19 protein-coding genes and 2 pseudogenes are annotated in these 21,297 nt (G+C 61.1%); 1 reads left to right on the top strand and 20 read right to left on the bottom strand.

All coding sequences use genetic code 11. The features are described from left to right. Nucleotides 1-1,034: 1,034 nt before the first annotated feature. The 8 genes and pseudogenes from CCR82_RS05075 to CCR82_RS05040 form a co-directional block, all read right to left on the bottom strand. Nucleotides 1,035-4,001 (bottom strand): type I restriction endonuclease subunit R, encoded by a 2,967-nt coding sequence (locus CCR82_RS05075; protein ID WP_201244323.1) that lies wholly within the window; start codon nucleotides 3,999-4,001, stop codon nucleotides 1,035-1,037. A gap of 29 nt (nucleotides 4,002-4,030) precedes the next feature. Continuing rightward, nucleotides 4,031-4,312 (bottom strand): helix-turn-helix domain-containing protein, encoded by a 282-nt coding sequence (locus CCR82_RS05070; protein WP_201244322.1) that lies wholly within the window; start codon nucleotides 4,310-4,312, stop codon nucleotides 4,031-4,033. Further along, entirely contained in the window at nucleotides 4,309-4,650 is a 342-nt protein-coding gene (locus tag CCR82_RS05065) for a type II toxin-antitoxin system RelE/ParE family toxin (RefSeq protein WP_201244321.1), read from the bottom strand. Before CCR82_RS05065 ends, CCR82_RS05070 begins: the two co-directional genes overlap by 4 nt. Beyond that, nucleotides 4,647-6,080 carry a restriction endonuclease subunit S gene (locus tag CCR82_RS05060; protein ID WP_201244320.1) on the bottom strand — a complete coding sequence of 478 codons (1,434 nt, stop codon included), beginning with the start codon at nucleotides 6,078-6,080 and terminating at the stop codon, nucleotides 4,647-4,649. The genes CCR82_RS05065 and CCR82_RS05060 overlap by 4 nt, the downstream gene beginning before the upstream one ends. Further along, the gene (locus tag CCR82_RS05055; RefSeq protein WP_201244319.1) at nucleotides 6,077-8,143 is read right to left on the bottom strand and encodes a type I restriction-modification system subunit M; all 2,067 of its coding nucleotides are present in this window, start codon (nucleotides 8,141-8,143) and stop codon (nucleotides 6,077-6,079) included. Before CCR82_RS05055 ends, CCR82_RS05060 begins: the two co-directional genes overlap by 4 nt. 44 nt (nucleotides 8,144-8,187) lie before the next feature. Next, a pseudogene (locus CCR82_RS18470) lies at nucleotides 8,188-8,463 on the bottom strand (GIY-YIG nuclease family protein); the annotation flags it as partial. A gap of 239 nt (nucleotides 8,464-8,702) precedes the next feature. Then, complete coding sequence (locus CCR82_RS05045; RefSeq protein WP_201244317.1) at nucleotides 8,703-9,203, bottom strand: DsrE family protein; 501 nt, start codon at nucleotides 9,201-9,203, stop codon at nucleotides 8,703-8,705. A gap of 57 nt (nucleotides 9,204-9,260) precedes the next feature. Next, nucleotides 9,261-9,431, bottom strand: a complete 171-nt coding sequence (locus CCR82_RS05040; RefSeq protein WP_201244316.1) for a hypothetical protein — start codon at nucleotides 9,429-9,431, stop codon at nucleotides 9,261-9,263. A gap of 55 nt (nucleotides 9,432-9,486) precedes the next feature. On the opposite strand from CCR82_RS05040, the gene CCR82_RS05035 reads away from it, so the two are divergent. Then, nucleotides 9,487-9,735 (top strand): hypothetical protein, encoded by a 249-nt coding sequence (locus CCR82_RS05035; protein ID WP_201244315.1) that lies wholly within the window; start codon nucleotides 9,487-9,489, stop codon nucleotides 9,733-9,735. Nucleotides 9,736-9,796: 61 nt separating this feature from the next. Here CCR82_RS05035 and CCR82_RS05030 read toward each other — a convergent pair whose 3' ends face one another. The 12 genes and pseudogenes from CCR82_RS05030 to CCR82_RS04975 form a co-directional block, all read right to left on the bottom strand. After that, the gene (locus tag CCR82_RS05030) at nucleotides 9,797-10,138 is read right to left on the bottom strand and encodes a YebG family protein (protein ID WP_201244314.1); all 342 of its coding nucleotides are present in this window, start codon (nucleotides 10,136-10,138) and stop codon (nucleotides 9,797-9,799) included. 86 nt (nucleotides 10,139-10,224) lie between these two features. Beyond that, the gene (locus CCR82_RS05025; RefSeq protein WP_201244313.1) at nucleotides 10,225-10,524 is read right to left on the bottom strand and encodes a hypothetical protein; all 300 of its coding nucleotides are present in this window, start codon (nucleotides 10,522-10,524) and stop codon (nucleotides 10,225-10,227) included. A 509-nt stretch (nucleotides 10,525-11,033) separates the two neighbouring features. Then, nucleotides 11,034-11,432: pseudogene (locus CCR82_RS05020) on the bottom strand (transposase); the annotation flags it as partial. 161 nt (nucleotides 11,433-11,593) lie between these two features. Then, a complete protein-coding gene (locus CCR82_RS05015) occupies nucleotides 11,594-12,112 on the bottom strand; it encodes a RadC family protein (protein WP_242513268.1) in 519 nt (172 codons plus the stop codon). Between the two features lie 112 nt (nucleotides 12,113-12,224). After that, a complete protein-coding gene (locus CCR82_RS05010) occupies nucleotides 12,225-14,057 on the bottom strand; it encodes a cobaltochelatase CobT-related protein (RefSeq protein WP_201244312.1) in 1,833 nt (610 codons plus the stop codon). A gap of 118 nt (nucleotides 14,058-14,175) precedes the next feature. Then, nucleotides 14,176-15,189 (bottom strand): DUF3150 domain-containing protein, encoded by a 1,014-nt coding sequence (locus CCR82_RS05005; RefSeq protein ID WP_201244311.1) that lies wholly within the window; start codon nucleotides 15,187-15,189, stop codon nucleotides 14,176-14,178. Between the two features lie 425 nt (nucleotides 15,190-15,614). Then, nucleotides 15,615-16,583, bottom strand: coding sequence for an AAA family ATPase (locus CCR82_RS05000; RefSeq protein WP_201244310.1), 969 nt, complete (start codon nucleotides 16,581-16,583; stop codon nucleotides 15,615-15,617). A gap of 129 nt (nucleotides 16,584-16,712) precedes the next feature. Next, nucleotides 16,713-16,874 (bottom strand): hypothetical protein, encoded by a 162-nt coding sequence (locus CCR82_RS04995; protein WP_201244309.1) that lies wholly within the window; start codon nucleotides 16,872-16,874, stop codon nucleotides 16,713-16,715. Further along, nucleotides 16,867-17,673, bottom strand: coding sequence for a DUF932 domain-containing protein (locus CCR82_RS04990; protein ID WP_242513267.1), 807 nt, complete (start codon nucleotides 17,671-17,673; stop codon nucleotides 16,867-16,869). Before CCR82_RS04990 ends, CCR82_RS04995 begins: the two co-directional genes overlap by 8 nt. Before the next feature lie 108 nt (nucleotides 17,674-17,781). Then, on the bottom strand, nucleotides 17,782-18,711 hold the full coding sequence (locus CCR82_RS04985) for a recombination directionality factor (RefSeq protein ID WP_201244307.1): 930 nt from the start codon (nucleotides 18,709-18,711) through the stop codon (nucleotides 17,782-17,784). 107 nt (nucleotides 18,712-18,818) lie between these two features. Then, a complete protein-coding gene (locus CCR82_RS04980; RefSeq protein WP_201244306.1) occupies nucleotides 18,819-19,847 on the bottom strand; it encodes a YqaJ viral recombinase family nuclease in 1,029 nt (342 codons plus the stop codon). Nucleotides 19,848-19,979: 132 nt separating this feature from the next. Next, nucleotides 19,980-20,486 (bottom strand): hypothetical protein, encoded by a 507-nt coding sequence (locus tag CCR82_RS04975; protein WP_201244305.1) that lies wholly within the window; start codon nucleotides 20,484-20,486, stop codon nucleotides 19,980-19,982. Between the last annotated feature and the right edge of the window lie 811 nt (nucleotides 20,487-21,297).

Here is a 21,297-nt window from a genome sequence, read left to right as displayed (position 1 = left end):
AAGCACTCCGTACAATCAGCATTGCGGTCACTGAAAGAAGAAACCGAGCTGATCAAGTCGTTCTTCAAGCTCCCGTATACTCAGTATGCGCAATGAAAGTGTCCGGATAATTGTTAACTGGTCAATAAGCATTACCAACCAGTGTTCAGCCTCCCAAGTTGGCTGCTGATTGTCTACAATCCAGGCTCTCGTGATGGTCGTCACTGGAGTCTAGCGCATGTCGCCCCTTCGAGCAGCTTCCCTGCGAGTTCGGTACGGCTTCGAAGTGTGCCGGCAGCTGGGCGCAGTATAGCCGCTCTTCTCGGCGTCTCGTCCTCGCTCACGCTTCGATCAGCCACAAATTGAGCGCAGGGCGTTTGAGTAGCGAATTTGCCGTCTTGCGTCAGGGATATCGTCAAGATGGACCTCGGATACTTGCCGGTAACTCTCGTCTTGCGTGTGGGCGGTTACCTCCTCGAAAAGGCCAAGGCGCTTCGCGGCCTCGTAGGCGCCGTGCTCCTCCTGATGCCATGTCGTCTTAGGGCTGAACTGTTTTGCGGATTCTGCGATCGGCTCTTGCGTCTACTTGAGCGTAGGACTGGACTTGGGTATGGCGTGTAGCACTGCTCGAGCCAGCCGCTTAGACGTGCGTTTTTGTGAGCGCTCGGGTCTGCTTTCGCCCATGTGACCCGGCTGGTGTAGGCTGCGGCCGACTCCATGCAACGCTCGAGCGTCCAGTATTCGCTCGGACGAAGCTTGCGGGTCATGTGAGCGCACACGTCATCGAAAAGCCGATGCCGTTTCGCAGGGTTATAGGCATCTGGATCGCCACGCTGCCAGACAACGCGGGACTCGTATCGGGCAGCGGCGGCTGGGAGAATCGAACAGCTTTTCCATCGGCGAAGCAGGAGCGGCGCCCAGCACCGCTTGCAGGGAGCAAGCCGTAACGAATGCTTGGCAGGCATCCGGCAGTGCCGAGGTTCATCGGGGCGGATTGAGCGTCTTGTTGATGTGTCAACCAGCAGCGACAGTTTCTATTGGGGTTGGTTTCGTCTTTAGGCCGCCTGCTCATACGTCGCCCCGAAAATCGTATCCTTCAGCCACTTGTTAAAACTCGGATTATCGCTGAACTGTTTGAACAATTCGGAGTGATCGGTCAGCATTCCGATGATGGCCGTTTCCAGCGCCCGGTCATGCTCCAGGCGAGCGGCGGCTTTGTCGCTGTTCTTCATGGCGTTCTGATAAGCCTTGTTGGCGGCGACTTTTGCAGGTAGCTCCTCGGCGATCACCTGGCCGATGCGGTCGGCATCGTCCCAGTCGATGTTGCCGAACTGGTCGTTGAAGGCGCGGATGATGTTGCTCAAGCGGTCCAGCTCAGCTTCGGCTTTGCCTCCACCGCCGCCGATGGGCACGGGGGCGAGTTCGCTATCCTCATCGAGCAGGTCCAGCGCCTGCGCCTCGCGCACTTGGTTGCGATAGCTGTCCATGTCGATGGCTTCGAGAATCCCCTGGGCGAGGTCCGCCTCGACCGGAGCCGGGAGCTTGGGCACCAGGAAGTTCAGGAAGATCGATAGCGCCTCCCATGCCTGGTTGGTGTAGGGGAGGATGGAGGCGAGGAACTGGTAAGTGCGCCCGAACGCCTTGGCCTTGCCTTTGAAATCGACCTGTGCGTCTTCGTCAAGGTCGTTGCTGTAGACCGCCACGCAGGCATCGAGGATGGGGTCCAGGGCGTCGCGGTCGGCACCGCCGAGGAAGCGCTCGACCAGTTGGCGCACGTCCTGGGGCGAATAGACCTGGTAACCGTCGAGCGCGGATTGGAGGTCGTGGAGCTTGTTCGGGTCGGTCTCCTCGCTCAAGACCGTGGTGCGGTAGTAGTCGGAGAAGGCGTTGATGATGGTGTCGGCGTCGTTCATGAAGTCGAGCACGAAGGTATCGGTCTTCTGCGGGTGCGCGCGGTTGAGCCGCGAGAGGGTCTGCACCGCTTTGATGCCGGACAACGCCTTATCGACATACATGGTGTGCAGCAGGGGCTCGTCGTAGCCGGTCTGGAACTTGTCGGCGACCACCAGGAAGCGATAGGGGTCGTGCTGGAAGGTCTTCTCGATCTGGTTGCTGGGAAAGCCGTTCAGTTGCGCCTCGGTAATCTTGCGCCCGCCGTCCTCGTGCTCGCCGGAGAAGGCGCCGATGGCTTGATAGGGGCTGCGCCGTTCGGTGAGGTAGGCCGAGATGGCGTGGTAATACTGGATCGCGCGCGGGATGCCGCTGCAGATGACCATGGCGCGCGCCTGGCCACCGAGCTTGCGCCGGGCGATGACCTGTTCGTGGAAGTGATCGACCATGATCTCGGCCTTCTGGCGGATGGCATGGTCGTGGCTCTCGACATAGTGGCGCAGCTTGCGCCGCGCGCGCTTGGTGTCGAACTCGGGGTCGTCCTCGACCCTCTTGGCCAGGCGGTAGTAGCTGTCCACCGTGGTGTAGTGGGCCAGCACATCCAGGATGAAGCCCTCCTGGATGGCCTGCTTCATGCTGTAGTGGTGGAACGGTCGATAGCCGGTCTTGTCGCCCCCGTTCTCATCGCTTCGGCGCACCGGGACGCCGAACAGCTCCAGTGTTTTGTTCTTGGGTGTGGCGGTGAAGGCGAAGTAGCTCGCGTTGCCAAGCAACTTGCGCGATTCCATGATCCGGTTGATCCGATCTTCGTCGTCCTCGTCCTCGCCGTCCTCGCTCTTGGGCTTGCCCGTCTCGGACAGGGCCATGTTCATCTGCGCGGCGGTGCGCCCACCCTGGCTGGAGTGGGCCTCGTCGATAATGATGGCAAAGCGGCGATTGCGGTGGGCATCGCCGATCTCATCGAGGATGAAGGGGAACTTCTGCACCGTGGAGATGATGATCTTCTTGCCGTCGTGCAGGAAGCGGCGTAGATCGCCACTGAGCTCGGCATGGCCAACGGTGGCTGAGACCTGGGCGAACTGCTTGATGGTGTCGCGAATCTGCTTGTCGAGGAGACGTCGGTCGGTGACCACGATCACCGAGTCGAAGATCAGCGCCCCCGCGCGCTCCAGGCGGATGAGCTGATGGGCCAACCAAGCGATGGAATTGCTTTTGCCACTGCCGGCAGAGTGCTGGATCAGGTAGCGCACCCCAGCGCCTTTGGCTTGGGCATCGGCCAGCAGTGTGCGCACCAGGTCGAGCTGATGGTAGCGGGGGAAAATCTGCTTGTGCTTCTTGCGCCCCTGGTCGTCCTTTTCCACGACCACCTGGGCGTAGTTCTCCAGGATGTCGGTCAGGCTGGGCTTGGTGAGGATGTGCTCCCACAGATAGGCGGTCTTCAGCCCCTTGGGGTTGGGCGGATTGCCGGCGCCGTCCTCATCGCCCTGGTTGAAGGGCAAAAACCAGGAGTCCTTGCCTTTGAGGTGCGTACACATGCGCACTTCCTGGTCATCGACGGCGAAATGCACCATGCAGCGCCCGAATTGAAACAACAACGCCTTGGGGTCGCGGTCGCGCTGGTACTGCTGCACCGCATCGGCCACCGTTTGCTTGGTCAGGCGGTTTTTCAGCTCGAAGGTCGCCACCGGCAGGCCGTTGATGAACAGCCCCAGGTCGAGCGCGAGCTGGGCTTCGTCCTTGCTGTAGTGCAGTTGTCGGGTGACCGAGAAGCGGTTGGCGGCGTGAAGGATCGCGGCCTTGGTGTTGCCGGGTGAGGGCGTGCCGTAGAACAGGTCGAGATGAACGGGGCCGTGCTTGATGCCGTTGCGAAGCACATCAATGACCCCGCGCTTGGCGATCTCGCCTTGCAGGCGGTGGAGGAACTGCAGGCGCTTGGGCGTGGCGGTGGCAAGACTGAGCGCGGCGAAGACGTCGGGCTGGGTGGTCTCGACGAAGGCTTGCAGGTGGGCCAAATCGAGGGCGTGGTCGCGGTCGTAGTCTTGGCTGCGCCCTGGCAAGTAGTCAGCCTGGTCGACCAGGGATTCGACGATCAGCGTTTCCAGGCCGTTCTCGGAGGTGTCCGTCGTTGGCATCCTTCCGTCCCCTCAGTCTTTGGAGCGACCTAAGCGGCGTCGCGGATTTGAATCTCGCACTGGAGACCCGCCGTGGCGGCCATATGGATCAGCGCGTTGAGATCGAACAGAGTCACCTTGCCCGCGATCAGCTCGGCGATGCGCGGCTCGGTGACGCCAAAGCGCCGGGCGGCCTCGGTTGGACTGAGCCCATGGTCGGCGATCTGTGCTTGCAATGCCCTCATCAAACTGGCGCACAGCTTCATCGTGGCCGCCTCCTCCGGGGTATCCTCGATGGCCTCCCAGACGCTGGCAAATGGATGTGCGTTCATTGATTGATCTCCTGCAACAAGTCACGATACCGCCGGGTCGCCAAGTCCACATCGGCCTTGGCGGTCTTCTCGGTCTTCTTCTGGAAACAGTGCAACACATAGACGGCATCGGCGAGTTTGGCCAGGTAAAGGACGCGAAAGGCCCCCGCCGCATCCCGAACGCGGATTTCCCGAACACCCGGCCCGACGCTCGACATGGGTTTCCAGTCGTTCGGCTCGCCGCCGTGCTGCACCTGGTCGAGCTGAAAACCGGCTTCGCGTCGTGCCGCGAGCGGGAAGGCGCGCAGGTCATCCAGCGACGAACCCAGGAAGACGATGGGCTTGGGGGCCTCGGTCATTCCGCGTCGGCCTCGTCTTCTAGCGCGGGGTCGCTGTCGGCGTCCTCGTCATCGAGCAGGGCGTCGGCTTCGAGGTCTTCGTCGAGTGCGTCGTTGGCAGGGAGCGGGGCGCTGGGGGCGAGGTGGCGGACATCGACTTGGCCGGTGACCACGTCGGCGATCAGGCGGGTGCGGTATTCGCGAATGAGGGTGATTTCGCGTTCAGCCTTTTCAATAACAAGTATAATAGCTTTCAAACCATGCTCAATTGAGGTAACTAGCTCGTTTTGTTCGCTCCGTGGTGGCAGAAGCACTGGATAATTTTTTACGTCATCAAGAGATAACCCATCTTTTGTGCCGCCATACAAGCTCAATTTGCCATGCATCTGCCCAATATTTGATAAAAGCACATACCCTAACCATCTGGCGTTATGCGTGTCATCCAGCAGCGAGCAGCGTGCTACATGTTGGCTGATGTACGCTTTTTCAAAGTTAGCCGGTATAACTGCAATAGAGCCAATATAGGCAGTAATAGATATAAGTAAATCGTTCGGCCAAACACGCGTTCGTAAGGCTTCCGTTGTGTCTGGAAGATTCAGGCGTACAACATCATCAAAACGCAGATCAAGCGAAAATCGACGGAGATTTCCTATACGAATAAATAGCGGCCCATCATCGGCAGCATAATCAGACCAGCCACGTGATCCAGATGTAACAGATTTAATGATATGGCGCAGTCGGCAAACTTCCCAATGCCCCGGAATCTCCCCAAGCCACTCGATCCCAGAAGGCTTGAGCGGAACATCAGGATCAAGCCCGCGCGTCACGGCCCGGTTGATGATGGCCTGCTTCTGCTCGTTCAACACCTCGATCAGCCGCCGCCGATTGCGGATGAAGCGGTTGATCTTTGAGGAAATGGCGTCGAGATAGTTTGCGATGGCTGCCTGCTCTTCCGGTGGTGGAAAGCACGCGGGGATTCGCTTAAAATCCTCCCAATACAGCCGATTGCGGTCTTTCACGATCCCGCGCGAATATCCGTCAATCTCGTTCTTGAAGGCATCGGTGCGAAACAGGTAATTGAAGTAGCGTGGCTCAGTCTCAGTATGCGCGCGCGCGACAACGTAGGCGGGGCTGACTAGACCATCCTCGGGCACTACGCCGACCGCGCCTTGCCACATCCGCATCATGTTGTAAGCAATGTCGCCTCTTGCCGCGCGTTTGTACTTCTCGCGATCCGACATGATTTGCTTGCGCTTCAGGTTGTCCATATCCCGAACGCGCACGCCGGTTTTCAGCGATACCTCAAGAATGGGTAGGTCGCCAAAACCGGTCTCGTTGCGTTGCGAGAACAATCGACCGTTTCTGCGAATATCCCAATGCACCGGCACCCGCCCCAACCACGGCAAGTCAGTCTCCTTGTACTCAGGATAAGGCCGCAGTTTCCCGGTCATACCAACTCTCCACCCGGCGAGACGATCTCATCGAGCAACCCCTCGGCCTCGGCCTGCAAGGCTTCCAGATCGGCCTTGATCTCCTCTAGCGTGCGCAAGGGCGTGGGCTTGTAGAAGTGCCGGGTAAAGCTGATCTCGTAGCCAATCTGCGTCTTGTCGTGGTCGATCCAGGCATCGGGCACATGGGGGAGCACCTCGCGCTGGAAAAACGCCTCGATGCCGCCGTCTTCCAGCAGCGGCACCTGCTCGGTGTCGCGCAGGGCGGTGTCTGGCTCGTACTCGATGCCGGTCTTGGTTTTCTTCTTGATCACCGGCGCGGCGGTCTCGTCCTTCTCGGTGAAGGCGTCCCGCAGCCGCTTGAGGTCGGCGGCGGTCAGCTTGAGTCCATCGGCTTTGAGCGCGGTTTTGAGTTGCGCTTCCACGGCGTTGAAGTCCCGCTGCGGTTCCGACCCGCCGGCGATCTTGGCCAGATGCTCGGCGGCGGGGTGCAGCTTAACCGGGGCGCTCTGCTTGAAAGCGGCGAGCTTGGCGGGGGTGACCAGAGTGGCCAGGCGCAGCGGGCGCTCGACGACGATCTTCCAGTAGCCAAAGGCGGCGTTGGGAAACAGCTTGGACTGCTCGGTCTCCTCGAAGGCGAGGAACAGGTCGGTGATCTGCTGAATCTGCTCCGCTGACAGCTCGCAGTTCTTCTTGCCCAGGTTCTTGCGCAGTGGGGTGTAAATCGCGGTGGCGTCGATCAACTGCACCTGACCCCGGTGCGCTTCGGGCTTGCGGTTGGTCAGCACCCAGATGTAGGTGGCGATGCCGGTGTTATAGAAGATGTTCAGTGGCAGGGCGATGATGGCTTCGAGCCAGTCGTTCTCGATGATCCAGCGGCGGATGTTGCTCTCGCCGCTGCCGGCGTCGCCGGTGAACAGCGACGAGCCGTTGTGTACCTCGGCGATACGGCTGCCAAGCGCGGTGTCGTGGTTCATCTTGGCGAGTTTGTTGATCAGGAACATCAACTGCCCGTCGCTGGAACGGGTGATCAACGACAGCTCTTCGCCCTGGTGCGTGACCTGAAAGCGCGGATCGGTCAGGCTCGTCTTGCCGCCGAGGCGCTCGAGGTCGCTCTTCCAGCTCTTGCCGTAGGGCGGATTGGAGAGCATGAAGTCAAACACTATGGCGGTGAAGGCATCCGACGACAGCGTCGAGCCGTACTTCATGTTGTCCGCCGCCACGCCCTCGCCCTTGATCAGCAGATCGGCCTTGCTGATAGCGTAGGTCTCGGGCTGCACCTCTTGGCCGAACAGATGAATGGACACTTCCTTGTCGCGCTCGCGGGCGAGCTGTTCGAGTGTGGTTTGCGCCAGGGTGAGCATGCCGCCGGTGCCGCAGGCGCCGTCATAGACGCGATAGGTGCCGTCCTTGATGTCATCCCAGATGGGATAGAAGATCAGATTGGTCATCAGCCGCACCACATCGCGCGGCGTGAAGTGCTCCCCGGCCTCCTCGTTGTTTTCCTCGTTGAAGCGGCGGATCAGTTCCTCGAAGAGGGTGCCCATGGCATGGTTATCGAGACCGGGCAGGCGGACGGTGCCGTCTTCAGCGCGGATCGGCTCAGGGCTGAGGTTGATGTCGAAGGTGGTGAACTTCTCGATCAGGCTGCCGAGGATGTCGGCTTCAACCAAGGTGGGAATCTGGTTGCGAAACTTGAACTTGTCGATGATCTCCTGGACGTTCGGCGAGAAGCCATCGAGATACGCCTCGAAGTCGGCCTTGAGCTGTTGCGGGTTGCCACGCGCGCGCAGATCGCGCAGGCGAAACGGGGAGCCATTGTAGAAGGCTTGACCGGAGGCCGCGCGCAGAGCGGCGTGTTTGTTGGCGACGCCGGCTTGGTCGAGCTGGTCGCTGAGCTTGAGTACCGCGTCCTTGGTTGGTTCGAGCACCGCATCGAGCCGGCGAATCACGGTCATCGGCAGGATGACGTCGCGGTATTTGCCGCGCACATAGACATCACGCAGCACATCGTCGGCGATGTTCCAGATAAAGCCGGTGATCCAGTTGAGTTGGCCGTTTTCCATGCTTGGATCTTTTCGTGTTGGAGTGAGGTGGTCAGCAGTCGAGCTTTCCTGTCTTCCTGGTTGTGCTGCTTGAGGCGGGTACCGACTTGGTCGCTCTCGCCGATGTAGAGCATGGCGCGGTCGGGGTCATCGGGGTTGCGCCCGTGCAGCAAGTAGACGCCGGTGCGGGCGACCTCGGGACGGGCGAGGAACTTGGGTAGTTCGGTGCGCGGGCCGGTGAGGACGTGGCCGGTCCAGTTCATGATCTCGGCGGTGATCAGGCCGGTGGACTTGCCCTCGACGAGGAACAGGCGAACGCTGCGGCCGATGGCGTCGGTCATCGGGCGGCGTTCCATTGCGGGCGGATGTCGGTCCTTTGCTTGGCGGTTCTTGCCATCGTGCGATGCTCCTGGGGCCGGTCATGTTCCTTGGGGCCGAAACGAGACTCAGCGTGCTTGAGGGACGTCACGCCTGATCGCTCACCGTACTATTTCACGACCTTGACAGAGCGCGCAAGCAACACCGGGTGCTTGCGCGCCCACCGGCTCGGGGCAGGCCAACCGGCACTTGGGCGCCTTGCTTACATGATGGGAATGCTCGCGTAGCCCTTGGACTGATAGCCGATCTGCGAGACGAACGTGTTGCCGACCGGCTCGAGCCCCGGCAGTAACGACTGGTTGTCAACGCCGTTGAGCCGGGTTGCGATCGAGCAGACCTCCATGCGCATGTTTGGCTTGCTCAGTAGTGCCTTGATCTGCTCAGCGATCTCGTCGTAGACAGCCTCCTCATCGAGCGCGACATCGGTGCGCTCGGCGCTGACCAGACGCACCGAGGGGCCACGGAACGTGAAGATCATATCGGGCTCAACGCCTTGTCGTTTGAGGTCTGCGTAAGTCTCCTCAATGACGCGTAGGTAGACCAACAGGGTGCGCGGATTGCCCACATTGATGTCCCAGGCCACCTTGCCAGAGGTCACACCTTCAAGGGCGTGTCCATCGCTTGGTTTCTCGGCCAGCGCGGCGCCAGGTCCGAGTAGTGACAGGATCAACATGATCGAGAAGAGGGGGTGGGTCGTTGTCATTGAATGATTCCTTTGGTGGTCGATGATGGTGTGATGGTCAGGCACGACGTCCGCAGTTTAGCCGCAAGGACTCAGCAACACTGCCTCGGCGACCTCGACCAGCGCCCACTCCAGATCAGCGATAGCCTCGATGCGCATCGCCCCTGGGAACAAAGGCCCAACCTCCTGCTGGATGCCGATCCCGAACACCTCGATGCCAGCGGGCGGTGTTTGAGACGCCGATGACATCAGGCTGATGTCTGAATGATCCGAGGTTGATATCAAACCAACAGCAGAAGGCCCGGTGGCTGTTACCCCGAAACCCAAGTCAACGCCCAAGCCCTCAGAGGCCGAGGCCGAAAAGCTGATCCGAAAAGGCGGCTCGATCCCGAGCGAGCACCGCGAGCAAAAACCCGCCTCGGTGGTGCTGCGCATCCCGTCCGAGCTGCTCGAGCGCGTCGATGCCACGCTGGCCGCGCGCCCGATCAAGGTGCCGCGTCATCAGTGGTTGCTGGAGGCGATCGTGGAGAAGCTCGAGCAGGATGAGGTCTAGGTGATGTCTTTGTGATATCAAGAAGATATTAAATTAGCATCAAAGCGCACAGGGATGGTGCTTACCTGGCCAGCTTCAGCGCGGCCACGTTGGCAGCATCACCGGTGGGCGTGTTCGTGGCGGATTCGGCCTGATCGTCGCGCGTTCCCGACGGTGGGGATGGCTCGGGTGCCTTGCCCTTGAGCACGCGTTCAACCTTGCGTGCGTTGCGTGCCAGATAGATGGTCAGCTCCTCAAGATCGCCCTCCGGCAGCTCGGGGAGAACCTGATCCTCGCGCAGTAGCTGTGTCAGCCGCTCGGCGATCTCGAGCGCCTTGTCGTAGGCATCGGCGGCTTTTTTGTCGGCAGTCCGCAATCGTTCCATCCCGTGCTTGTCTTTGACGATGTACTCAATCTCGATCAATGCGGTCGGTTCCTGTGTGACAGGTAAGGGGCGCGAGTCTAGCGCAAGACAAGTCCTTGGACGTTGGTGCCAAGCTCAGCGGCGCTTCAATCGCCGAAGAACGTCAGGCTCAACAGCCGTTCGCCCTCGGCATAGCTCGGATCAAGGAAGGGCGCATAGATAACAGAACCCTGGTGATCCATTCGTTTCCAGAGCGTCTGGCCGATGGTATCGAACTCACCGATACTGAACTCAGGGCTGCTGGTGATCCAAGCGAACGCACCCGCAGGCGTGAACGGCGGCAAATTTGCAGAAGCACGCGCAATCGCCTCGATGCAGTCCTCAGACGGGGGCGAATACACCGCTGTGCTCCAGGCTCGATACCCAGCGTTCAGCAGGGCACGCACGTCACTCCGATCGACGCCCACCAGGGTCGGGCGATCGAACAGGAGACCGGGGAGCATCGCGCTTACGGTTGTCGTCGTTTGGTTCGCCGGTCCCTTGGAAGGGCAAACCACTTGAGGCAACCGCCGATGTCCGATGAGCTTACTCCGATGGCCTGTCGTGGAGTCATGGAGAGCGCCGCTCAACGCCCACCCATGCGCGCCTGCCCCCACTGCCAGCACACTGAACAACACCAGTGGTTCACACTCTGTCCTCCCGAGACGTGGGCCGCTGTTGCAACCAGTGCCAGATCGCGCGTGTCGCTTGACTATCATGGATGGCCCGATGAGTGATGCGAGGCCACTCGAAGCCCACATGCGCGGCAGCCCTCTGCAACGACTTGTCGCGGTAGCCGCGCTGAGGACTGTTCAGCACCCCGTCAGTCACCTCGGCAAAGGCGCGCATCGCACACCGCACAGCCGCCGCCTGCTCAAGTTCGTTACGAAGAACGCTCTTCATGCGTTCCAGTTAGCTAAGCCACCAGTGCCCCCAGCAGCGCTGGCAGCGACCCCTTGCCCCGCACCCGCGCGTTGTGCACGAACTAAAAGAAGCTCAGGTACAACGGTAGATGTTCCTGTGAGAGGCCACGATGGGGACGCAGCCAGGAGCGCAGCAACGACCAGACGCCCTCCATGGTGTTGACATGGACCTCGTGGAAGCCATCGCCGTCTTCATCGCGGGCATACTCGCCTCGGCTATGGCAGACGCTGTGATGGTCGTAGCCCCAGTCGGTCAGCCGTGAATCGATGTCGTACTCATCGGTGTAGAACCGCGCGCCCTCGCTGACGCAGGTGCGGATGACCGGCTCGATGGTCTGTTGTTGCACGTTCTCGAGCATCCTTAGCACCACATCGCCGCTGCGCTGGATCAGGCATGATTTTTAGCGAGTACGAACCCCTCATGTGTTAAAAAAAGAAAGCCCGATCCATACCCACCACAGGCCAGCAACGGGCGGGGCGTCCAACCAGCCCAGGCACTCCCTGCCAGGCTGACCAGACGCCCCCAACCCGCACCGCCTTCCTACACAGCTCCTCAGAGCACACCGCGCTCGGCCAACGACACCCCCTCGCCATCACCAACGATCAAGTGATCGAGCACCTGCACATCGATCAGCCCCAGCGCCGCCTGCAAGCGCTGGGTGATCTGCACATCGGCCTGACTCGGCTCGGTGATCCCCGAGGGATGGTTATGGGCCAGAATCACCGCCGATGCGTTCCAGTGCAGACACTCGCGCACCACCTCGCGCGGATACACATTCGCCCCATTGATCGTGCCCCGAAACAGCTCCCGGTACTGGATCACCCGATACCGGCTATCGAGATACAACACCGCAAACACCTCATAGGTCAGCCCATAGAGACAGAGCTTCAGATACTGTCGGGTCAGCTCCGGGCTGCTCAGACAGTCTGCACTGACCTGATAGCGCGCCTCCAGACAGCGGATCGCCCGCGCCACCAACTGCTGATCGTCGGTATCCAGCTCCGGGCGGCGCAAGGGATCGTTCAGCCACGCACTGGCCAGGACAGGGGGGGTCTTCATCGTCATCGTCATCGTCGCTCTCCATCAAACAAACGCGCAGACAGACCCCCAGCCCCCACGGGCTGGGCGTCTGCCCGCAGGGGTGAACAAAAAACACACGCAACGCCAGAGACCGGCGACGGGCCTAACCGCGGCGGCTCACCAACAACTGCTCGGCGACCTCGAACAACGCTCGCTTCAGATCCGCGATGGCATCGATACGCAACGCCTTGGGAAACAGATGCCCGACCTCATGGCCAATACCGATCCCGATCAGCTCCAGCCCCGCCGCCTGTGCCCGCCGAACCAGGGCCAACACACTGGGGCGATGATTCGGCTCCCCATCGCTCAACGTGATCAACACCTTACGCGGGGCCGGTTGGGCCAACAGATCAGCGGCGGCAAACCACAACGCCCCGGTCATCGGTGTCCCCCCACGGGCCGTTTGCACAAAGGCCCCCGCCCGTGCAGCCACCCGCTCGCCATGTGCCACCACCTGGGTGAGCTGATCGCTTTGCCCCTGGCGACCGGGAAACGCCGAGACGGCTCGACTCACCCCATTGATCGGCTCCAAGGCCAGTGCCAAGGCCATGGCCGCCTCCAGGGCGAGGCGATCCTCACCATCGGCCATCGACCCCGAGAGATCGACCAACAGATGCAACGCCGTATTGGGCGCGGCCTGTTCGCTGCGCACCCGAAACACCCGCCCATCCCCCACACCGACCCGATGCAGATGCTCGGCACTCAAGGTTCGCCCTTGGCGCACCGTGCGCGAGCGGGTCATGCGCTCGGCTTGCACCAACCCCTGTAAGCGCGCCGTCAAGCGCGCCGAATGGCCCTTGACCCGGCGCAAGAGCATCGCACCGCGCACCGCATCGCCCTGGAAGACCTCCAGCGCTGGCAATGCCTCCCGACTCGGCATGGCCTGGGCCTGTAACAGCCCGCCAATGGTCTCGAACAGATCCTCCGGCAGCGAGGCGTCACTGGCGCTGAGCGCCGCGTGGGCAGCCTGACTCCTGGCCGCCGCTGCTGGGGCTGCATGCTCTGAGGCGTCGCTCTGGGCGGTCTCTGCGGTCTGTGCGCCGGCTACTGGTGCGTGTGCCGGTCCCTCGCCCGAGCCGTGCGCCCCCTCCGAGGTCAGAACAGACCCCCCATCCTGTGAGGCATCCTCCGGTGCGTGCGCTGGTGTCCCCTGCGCATCCTGCCCATCCTGCTGCGCTGAGCCAGACGCCTCCGCCGCCGCCTGTGATCCCTGGGGTGTCCCTTGCGCGTCGGTCTCCTCCTGAGCACCTGATCCCTCCGATCCCTCTGATGTCTCTGCTCCCGCTGATCCCTGTGCTCCCTCCGATCCCTGTGAGGTCGCCTCCAGCAACGCCAGGATGCGCCGAGCCAACGCCATCGCCTCTGCCGTACTGGCCAATGTCGGAATCTGCGCCAACAGCGCCTGCAAACGCTCGACAAAGGCCGGACCAAAGACCTGACGCAAGACCCGCTGCGCCTGCTCGGCCTGGGGGGCTAACATCGACTGATCCCGATAACGGTATCGGGCCAGCATCAACACCGCATGGCTGAGCATCGGCCCCGGTGGATCGGTCGCCCTGACCGCCCGCATGCGCCCCTTGCGAAGCAACTGAACGATCACCGCATCCAAGGTTGCACGCGTGCCCGGATAGGTGCGGATCATCGCCGACTCGATGCGCACATCCTCGAGCACCCCTTCCAGGAACCGCCCCAAGGGCTGGGGATGACGCGGTAAGGTAAAATCGCTCAAGCGCACATGCCCGGCCTCATGGGCCAGATAGCCATAGGCGAGCGTCTTGCTGTCGCTCTCCTCGCTCAGAGTCGGTATCTGAATGAGGCGCCCATTGGTGCGGGCCTGATCCCCCCCGACCTGCACCTGCACGCCAAAGGTGCGTCCATAGGCAGCGGCCACGATGGGCAAGGCGTGATGCAGCGTCTGCTGCGAATTCAGACTCATGACAGTCCTCCAATACTCGACACTCACAAAAAAAGGCGTGGGATCCCAGGGGATCACCACGCCGTGTAGAACACGCACCCCGGTCAAGCGGGCGCGCGCTGGGGTCTGTCACCCACGCTCAGAAGAAGAAACTCGGCAACGCCTTGGGCGGGGTCTCGGGAACGGGCTCTTGCAGCGGCGATGGCTGCTCATCTGTGAGCGGCGTGTCATCGACGCGCGCGCCTTGGGGATCGGCGTCCGGGTTAGCCTCCGCCTCAGCCGCCTCCCCAACCACGACACGCGGTTGCCGCGACACACCGGCGACTTGCCCCGCGACTTGCCCCGCCCCATGACGGGCCATGCGCTCGGCATCGGAGAGCAACAACGCCAAGCCCAAGCCCTCGTTGAACAACGCCCCCTCAATCGGCGCGGCCATCGGCAGGCGGCGCAGCCAGTCATCGAGACTGTCGACCACCGGCTGGATGCGCCCATCGATGAAGCTCAGACAGGCCAACTTCTCGCGCACCCGGGTAAAGGTGCCCAAGGCGCGCCGATGCAGCTTGTCCTTGCCCTCGAAACTGGCACTGAGCTCACGGGCCATCTGCTCGACCTCGGCAAACACCCCATCGCCCAGCCGCGCAACGGTCTCAACTAAGGTGCCCGGTTCATCGGCCGGTTTGATCGCCACCAACTGATGACCAAAGTGCAACCGCCCGGCCACGCGCGCCACCGGCTCCACGGCACCGCGAATGGCCCTCTCGAACGCCGGCAAGGTGCCAATCCAGCGCTCCAGATCCCGGTCATAATCGGCCAGGAAGGTCTCGGTGTGGGTGTCGAACGCCGCCTTGAGCCGATCCAACTCCAGCACCAAACCGGGGGTCAGCTCCTTGGGCACGGCAAAACCGCCCAAAAACCGTGTACCGATGCGCAAACACGCCCGTTCCGCCGATTGCTTGAGCCGATAAAAGGCTTTCAACGGCTCGGGATCACAGACCCGCTTGGAGCCCAGCGAGACCAGCTCCTCGGGCGGAATCGCCCCATCGGCCAGATGTAGGTCTTCGGCACGCAGCTTCTTGCGCCCCGACCAGATGCGAATATCGAGCACCACCAGCGTGATGCGATCGGTGATTTCAGTCAGTGTCGTGTGTTGCATGCTCGCTCTCCTGGCCGAAGAACGACGCTGCACGCGCCTTGCGGCGCATACAGAGACGCCACAAGGCCAACAAGGTTGAAGGGTTGGTTGAGGGTTAGAAGTAGAAGCCTTGATCGGCTCCGAGCAACGTGCTCAGATCGACAGGCTCAGTGACAGGCCGTGTTGCCGTCGTTGCCGTTGCATCTGGCGCAGACGCGGCTGTTGATCGCGGCCGAATCCCATGTTGGTTCAAAGAGACTTTCCCGAGATGGACATAGCCTGTTCTCAGGTTGCGACGAGCCCGTTGCCGAGCCTGTGCGGCTGGACACGATTGCTGACGCCCAAGATGATCGGCTGGTCCCCAGCGCACCAGGGCCTGACCGTTGCGAAGATCGCAGTAAGCCCACTCCTTCGCTGATCCATCAGGATGGGTGTAGCGGTACAACTCAAAGGTCAGCATGTGTTTGCACCTGCCAGTAGTCACCGAACACATCAGCGCCGATGCGATGAATGGCCTCGCGTTGCTCAGGCTCGGCACGGGCCGTGAGGGCTTGGGTCAAGGCATACTCGAACACCTTGGGCGCCCCCTTGAAGGTGGCCGCCAACAGTCCCCAGCGCACCAGGGTGCGGGTGCTCATGGTCACCGTCAGCTCCCCGCCCTCATGCCCAGCACCGAGGAACAAGGTGCGAATCTCATTGGCCACGCGCAGCATCTTGGAGACGATCTCGGTGGGCAGACTGGGCACGGCGTTTTGCAACACCGCATGCTCCAACGCCGGCTCTGGATAGCCGACCTCGATGACCCGAAAGCGATCCATGAACGCCAGGTTCTGGCGCAACACGCCCTGATAGAGCCCGGTCTGATCGCCCGCGCCGACACTGTTGCCGGTGGCAAAGACCCGAAACCGAGGATGGGGCTCGATCACCTCAGCGCCGTTCTCGGCGATGACCAACGGCTGGCCTTCGATGATGTCATTGAGCCCGGCCAGCTCCGAGGGGTCCATCAGGTCGGATTCGTTGAGGATCAGCAGATGGCCCTCGCGCGCGGCCACCGAGAGCGGCCCATGGACGAACTGTGTGGAGCCGTTGATCAGCACGAACTGACCGATCAAGGCATGCAGCTCCAGGCGCCCATGACAGGTCACCGACTGTACCGGCCAGTTCAAGCGCGCCGCGATCTGAGTGATCAACGAGGTCTTGCCCGCACCGGTGGGACCGGTGAGAAACAAGCCATCACCGCCGGACTCATGCAGATAGGCCAGCACATCGCGCAACAAGGCATGACGAAACACATAACCGCTCTGACGGCGGGGAATCTGCGGGTGGCTGGCATCGGCATAGCCCATCACCTCAAGCTCGGCCGGGGCCTGGACATCGAAGGTGGTCGAAACCGGGAAAGGGTGTAAGGTCGACATAGTGCATCTGCGCTCATTGCTCTGAGAGATAAAGACAAACCGCGCGCCCACACGGGCACGCGGTCACGGTGGGCTGAGACAAGGCTCAGCCGGATCAGCAGGGGGTGGGAGGAGAAAGGCGCGACGGCGCTAGAACGGACAGGTCCAGCCAGAGACCAACTCGCCATGCAAAAACTCGGCATAGTCGAGCGCATCGGTCCCCATGAAGCGGCTGATGGTCTGCAAGGCGCGCCGATGGCGCCGATTGCGGATCGCATCGCGCCGGCGATTGAAGGCCGAGGGCTTAACCATGGCGCACCACTCCCTGGTCGGAAACGAACTGGCTGGTCAACCGCCATAAGGCACGATTGAGCCGCAGCGTCTCGCCGACACCACGGATCGCGCGCGTGCGCACTCGGCGCCCCTTCTGCGAGGTGCTCAGTAAACCGCCCTTGAACAGGTTTTCGTGAAGACGGTTAAAGACACTCCACACCGAGGCGTTGGCGTCCTCTTCACGTCGGATCGTGAGCAAATCCGCTGGCGTGATCGGGTAATGGGACGCATCCTCGCCATAGCGCACCGCCAGGACAGCAGCGGCCAAACGCTCGGCATCGGCACGCGCGACCAGTGTTGACTGCAAGCCCTCGACCACCTCGCTAAGACGCGGCACCTGCTCGCTGAGCGCCAGAGCACCTTCGACCACCCGCTTGCTGGTCGATGGGGCATGGCGTACCCGTAATGACCCCCTCGGCTCAAGCGGGGTGATCAGCGCATTGCGACACGTCTGGCGAAACACACCCAATTCGAGCTGAAACGCCGTCGTGCGATCATGGCTGTTGGTGATCACCAACTCCGCCACGCTATCGCCCACGATCTGTTGGCAATCGGGTTCTGGACGCAGCCGCACCAGATGCTGGGAGACATCCTGACGCGCCCCGTCACGCACCTCGCTCTGGTGTGCGGCAACCGGATACCAACCTTGGGTCTGCAACGCCTCAAGAACCTCGATGGTGGGCACAAACCCATAACGTGACGACACCCCGTTGGCCGGAGAGGGGGCAAAAACCGCTGGGGCAACATGGGATAACTGTCTGTGAGTAAGAATACGCATGCGTATGACTCCTAGAAAAACACCCACACCCCGCCATCCGTGCCGCCGTATAAGACAGCGAGCCGTGACCGGGAGTGGGTGTTTAAGTGGGTTGAGTAGAGAGGCCGCTTAGCCGGAATGCGCTTCAGAGGCCGGTGGCTGTTGTGCGGCGCGAGCCTGTTTGAGGCTGTCGCGCAACTGCGTCACGCGCTGCGAGGGCGTGGCACGGGCCTCTGCGCTGGCAGAGGTGGCCTGCCCGGGGTCGGGGTAGAACTCCTCGATGATGTCGGGTGATTCCTCAGGACTGTCCTCGAACGCCCCATTGGCCAATCCGGCTCTGGCCGCCTGATCGAGCGCCTGCTGATCGAAGCCACTGTGCTGGCGTTCCTCCTCCACACGCTGCGCCTCCAACAGGGTCTGCTCCAAGGTCCAGCCCTCGCGTAAGGTCAGATCAGCGTAGAAGATCGGCTTGCCGTAACTTTGGCGAGTCGATTTGGCGCGCAGGCGCAACTCCAATGGCAGACAAGCCAACCGATTGCCGGAGATGGCCTGGAAGTAGGCCAAGCGTGCCGCCAGGGTGCGGATGGAGTTAAAGCCCGTGGTGCGAAAGATGAAACTCCCTAACGGATCGTCCTCGCCGATGCGCACATTCAACCGGCCATAGGGCTTACAGGCCCCGCCCTGGGCCAGCGCACAGCCCTCGGGGGCCGGACACGGCAAGGTCTCCATGCCCTCCTTGGTACGACGCCGACACTGATCGCCATCGCCCACACACAGGGGCCGGGCCGTTTGGCGATCGAACAACGCGTACTCGGCCCGGAAATTGAGTTCAGGCGCGTTAAACAGCAGTCGGATCGGGAGGCGGCGCAGCTTGTCCTGTTGCTCGTTGCGCAACGCCTCATCGAGCGGATGGCGTCGCCAACCGTCCGGGGTTTGCAGTTGCGAGGTCAGTGTGAACTGATCATCTTTCTGCGGCAGGCGCTTGCCGTTGTGCTCGACCACCTTGCCGATGGTGATGCGCCCGAGAATCGGTGGGGTAATCACGAAGCCTTTGAGCATGGTCAATCTCCTGAGAAAGACCCACAGCCACCACGCCTCAGCGCCCCCTCACAGGGTCTCTGGGGTGTGGTGTGGGGTCGGATGAAAAGAAGGGTGAAGGGTTGAGGTCAGGGGTCGTGGCGCACCAAAAATCGACGCGACCCCGGCACCGACGTCAGATACCGGCGATAGAGCGCCGGGTGGTCCTGTTGCAGGGCCTTGGTATCGAGGCGCTGACTCGGTGCGCTTTGCTTCCAGCTCACTCGACCACGGGTAAACCGCGCTTGGGTCGCCGCACCCATCGCCTGCTGCAGGTGCTGCTTGAGACGAGCCTCTTCCTGATTCAGGGCATGGAGGCTTTGCCGAACCCGTTGCAGGTCGGCAAAGGTCTGGTTCAGCGCAGGATCGTGGCGAAAATCTTGATCCGTGCCATCGTCGTGAGCAAACAGCGTGCGCAACGCGCGATCGGCCGAGTCACTGCCATCGGCCGGTGGGGGCCTGTCCTCAACGACGTGCTGCCAGAATGCCTGCTCCAGGGCGATCAGGTGCTCGATCAGGGTCTCATCGCGGGTGAGGCGATGAATCTGCAACTGCTGACCGCACACCAACACCGCAACATCAACAGCCTGCTGACCGGTGACGGCTAACTGGTGCATCACCTGCAATTGCACGTACTCCGGCACACCGTCTTTCCAGAGCCGCGCCCCATTGAGCCCCGTGGTCTTGCACTCGAGAATCTGCACCGCATCCGTGCCCACCACCTCCCGGTCGAGGTTGGCGAGCATCCAGGGGTGCTCGACATGCTGCAGGATGGCGTTGACTCGACGGACCCGATACCCGGTGTGCTGGGCGTAGTGCTCAGCGACGATCGGTTCGAGCACCTGGCCCCAATGCAGGGGACTGCTCAGGCGCTCATCAGCACTCGGCTCAGGATCAGGCTCAACACGGGCGGTTTTCTCCATCCAGAGTTCCAACTGAGAGCGATAAGGATTCAGCCCGAGCGCTGCGGCGGCATCGGAGCTGCCAATGCCAGAGCGGCGCAGAGCCAGCCATGACGCACGATCCAAGTGACGGGTCTCGACCAAACGCTGAGCGTGGTCGCGATAACGCCGCAGGGAGCTCTCTGGCGCCTGCGGACAAGGGGTTGGGTGAGACATCCGAATGACTCCATTACGTTAGGCAACACAGGGATTGCCGGCATAAAAAACGGCCCGCAGTGCAAGACTGCGAGCCGTCGTTCAGCAGGCGAGTGAGGGACAGGGCCAGTGCCCTGTCGGTGTGTGAGGGGATTAGTCCTCGGACAACACGACCGTCTCCTGCGGTGCGCGGAAGGTCTGGCCACAGGCTTGGCACTGATGGTTATCGAGCACGTTGTGATCGATCTGCTCGCCGAGCTTGGCGCCGGTCATGCTTCCAGCAGCCCCACCGGCTAAGCCCCCGAGGATGGCTCCAGCGAGGCTTCCTAAGCCGGCCCCCACCGGTCCCATGAACCCAAAGCCGATCGCACCACCGGTTCTGCCGCCATTGAGCGCACCGGTGACACCCAGCGTTGAGCCGGCCACAGCGCCGGTCGTTCCGCCCATTTTGCGACCGAGATCGCGCGTGATGATTTGATGGGAACCACAGTTTGGACAGGTCACAGACATGGTTATCGGTCTCCAAATGGATTGATCAACGGGTGAACGAAGCGACGGGAATGTCACTTCATAGGAGTAATATAGCGCTGAATTTTCGTTGAATTGACCGATTGAGAGGGACAAGGAGGGAAACGCATCGACGAAGAGAATGGCGAGCATGGATGACCAGGGGCAGGGTGAGCGTGGGTCAATCAGAGAGTCGATGCGGAGGTGATGTATTTTTTGACAACCTGTGCTTTATACTATGCCACAGATTCATTTCTTCAGAGAGTCATATCATTTCTTCAGAGAGTGGCTTCGTTTCTCAGGAAATGACCGCAAAACAGGAACAATATTGGCGCTGTCTTTTTAGGAACCATCTTTTTTTCTTGGATTTCTTGTGTGTTGAGTGCAAGGCTTTTTAGGATAACGGTATAATAGATAGATTGTTTATCAACAAGATAAACAATATAAATCAAAAAATGCAAACCTCGATTGGCACTGGAATTGACACTGGAATTAGCACTGGATCAGAAAAAAAGAGGGTCTGAAAGGAGCTGCTTGGTGAGTCGGCCTTGATCGTCAGTCCGTCCATGCGGCGAACCCTACATAGCCTCTGAAATCAATCCTCTTTCAAAGACAGAGAGTGGCTGATTTTGGCCAGGCGGTTTAGCTGAGGTGGACGCCGTTGTGATCAAGACTGGTGAGTCAAACCGTTCTCATCATGCACGAAGAGACGCGCTCGATGACCTGTCCTGACAGGGCAATCGCATCAACATATTAGCGGATACTGTTAGACAAGGCATTCCACTTCCCCGATGATCCCGGCCTTTGTTTTGATGGTGGGAGGATGTCATCCATGGGTGACCTGAGTGTCGAACGATCGATTGCAAGTCATTTTGCTGCCTTGGAAGATCCGCGTTGTGAGATCCAGCGCCGGCATCTTCTCAGCGAGATGATGGTCATCGCCATCGCGGCGGCCCTGAGCGGT

It is taken from the genome of Halochromatium salexigens (assembly GCF_016653295.1).
In the GTDB taxonomy this organism is placed as follows: Bacteria; Pseudomonadota; Gammaproteobacteria; order Chromatiales; family Chromatiaceae; genus Lamprobacter; species Lamprobacter salexigens.
The sequence above is the reverse complement of the archived record's forward strand: the minus strand, read 5'-3'. Positions and strand labels throughout refer to the sequence as shown.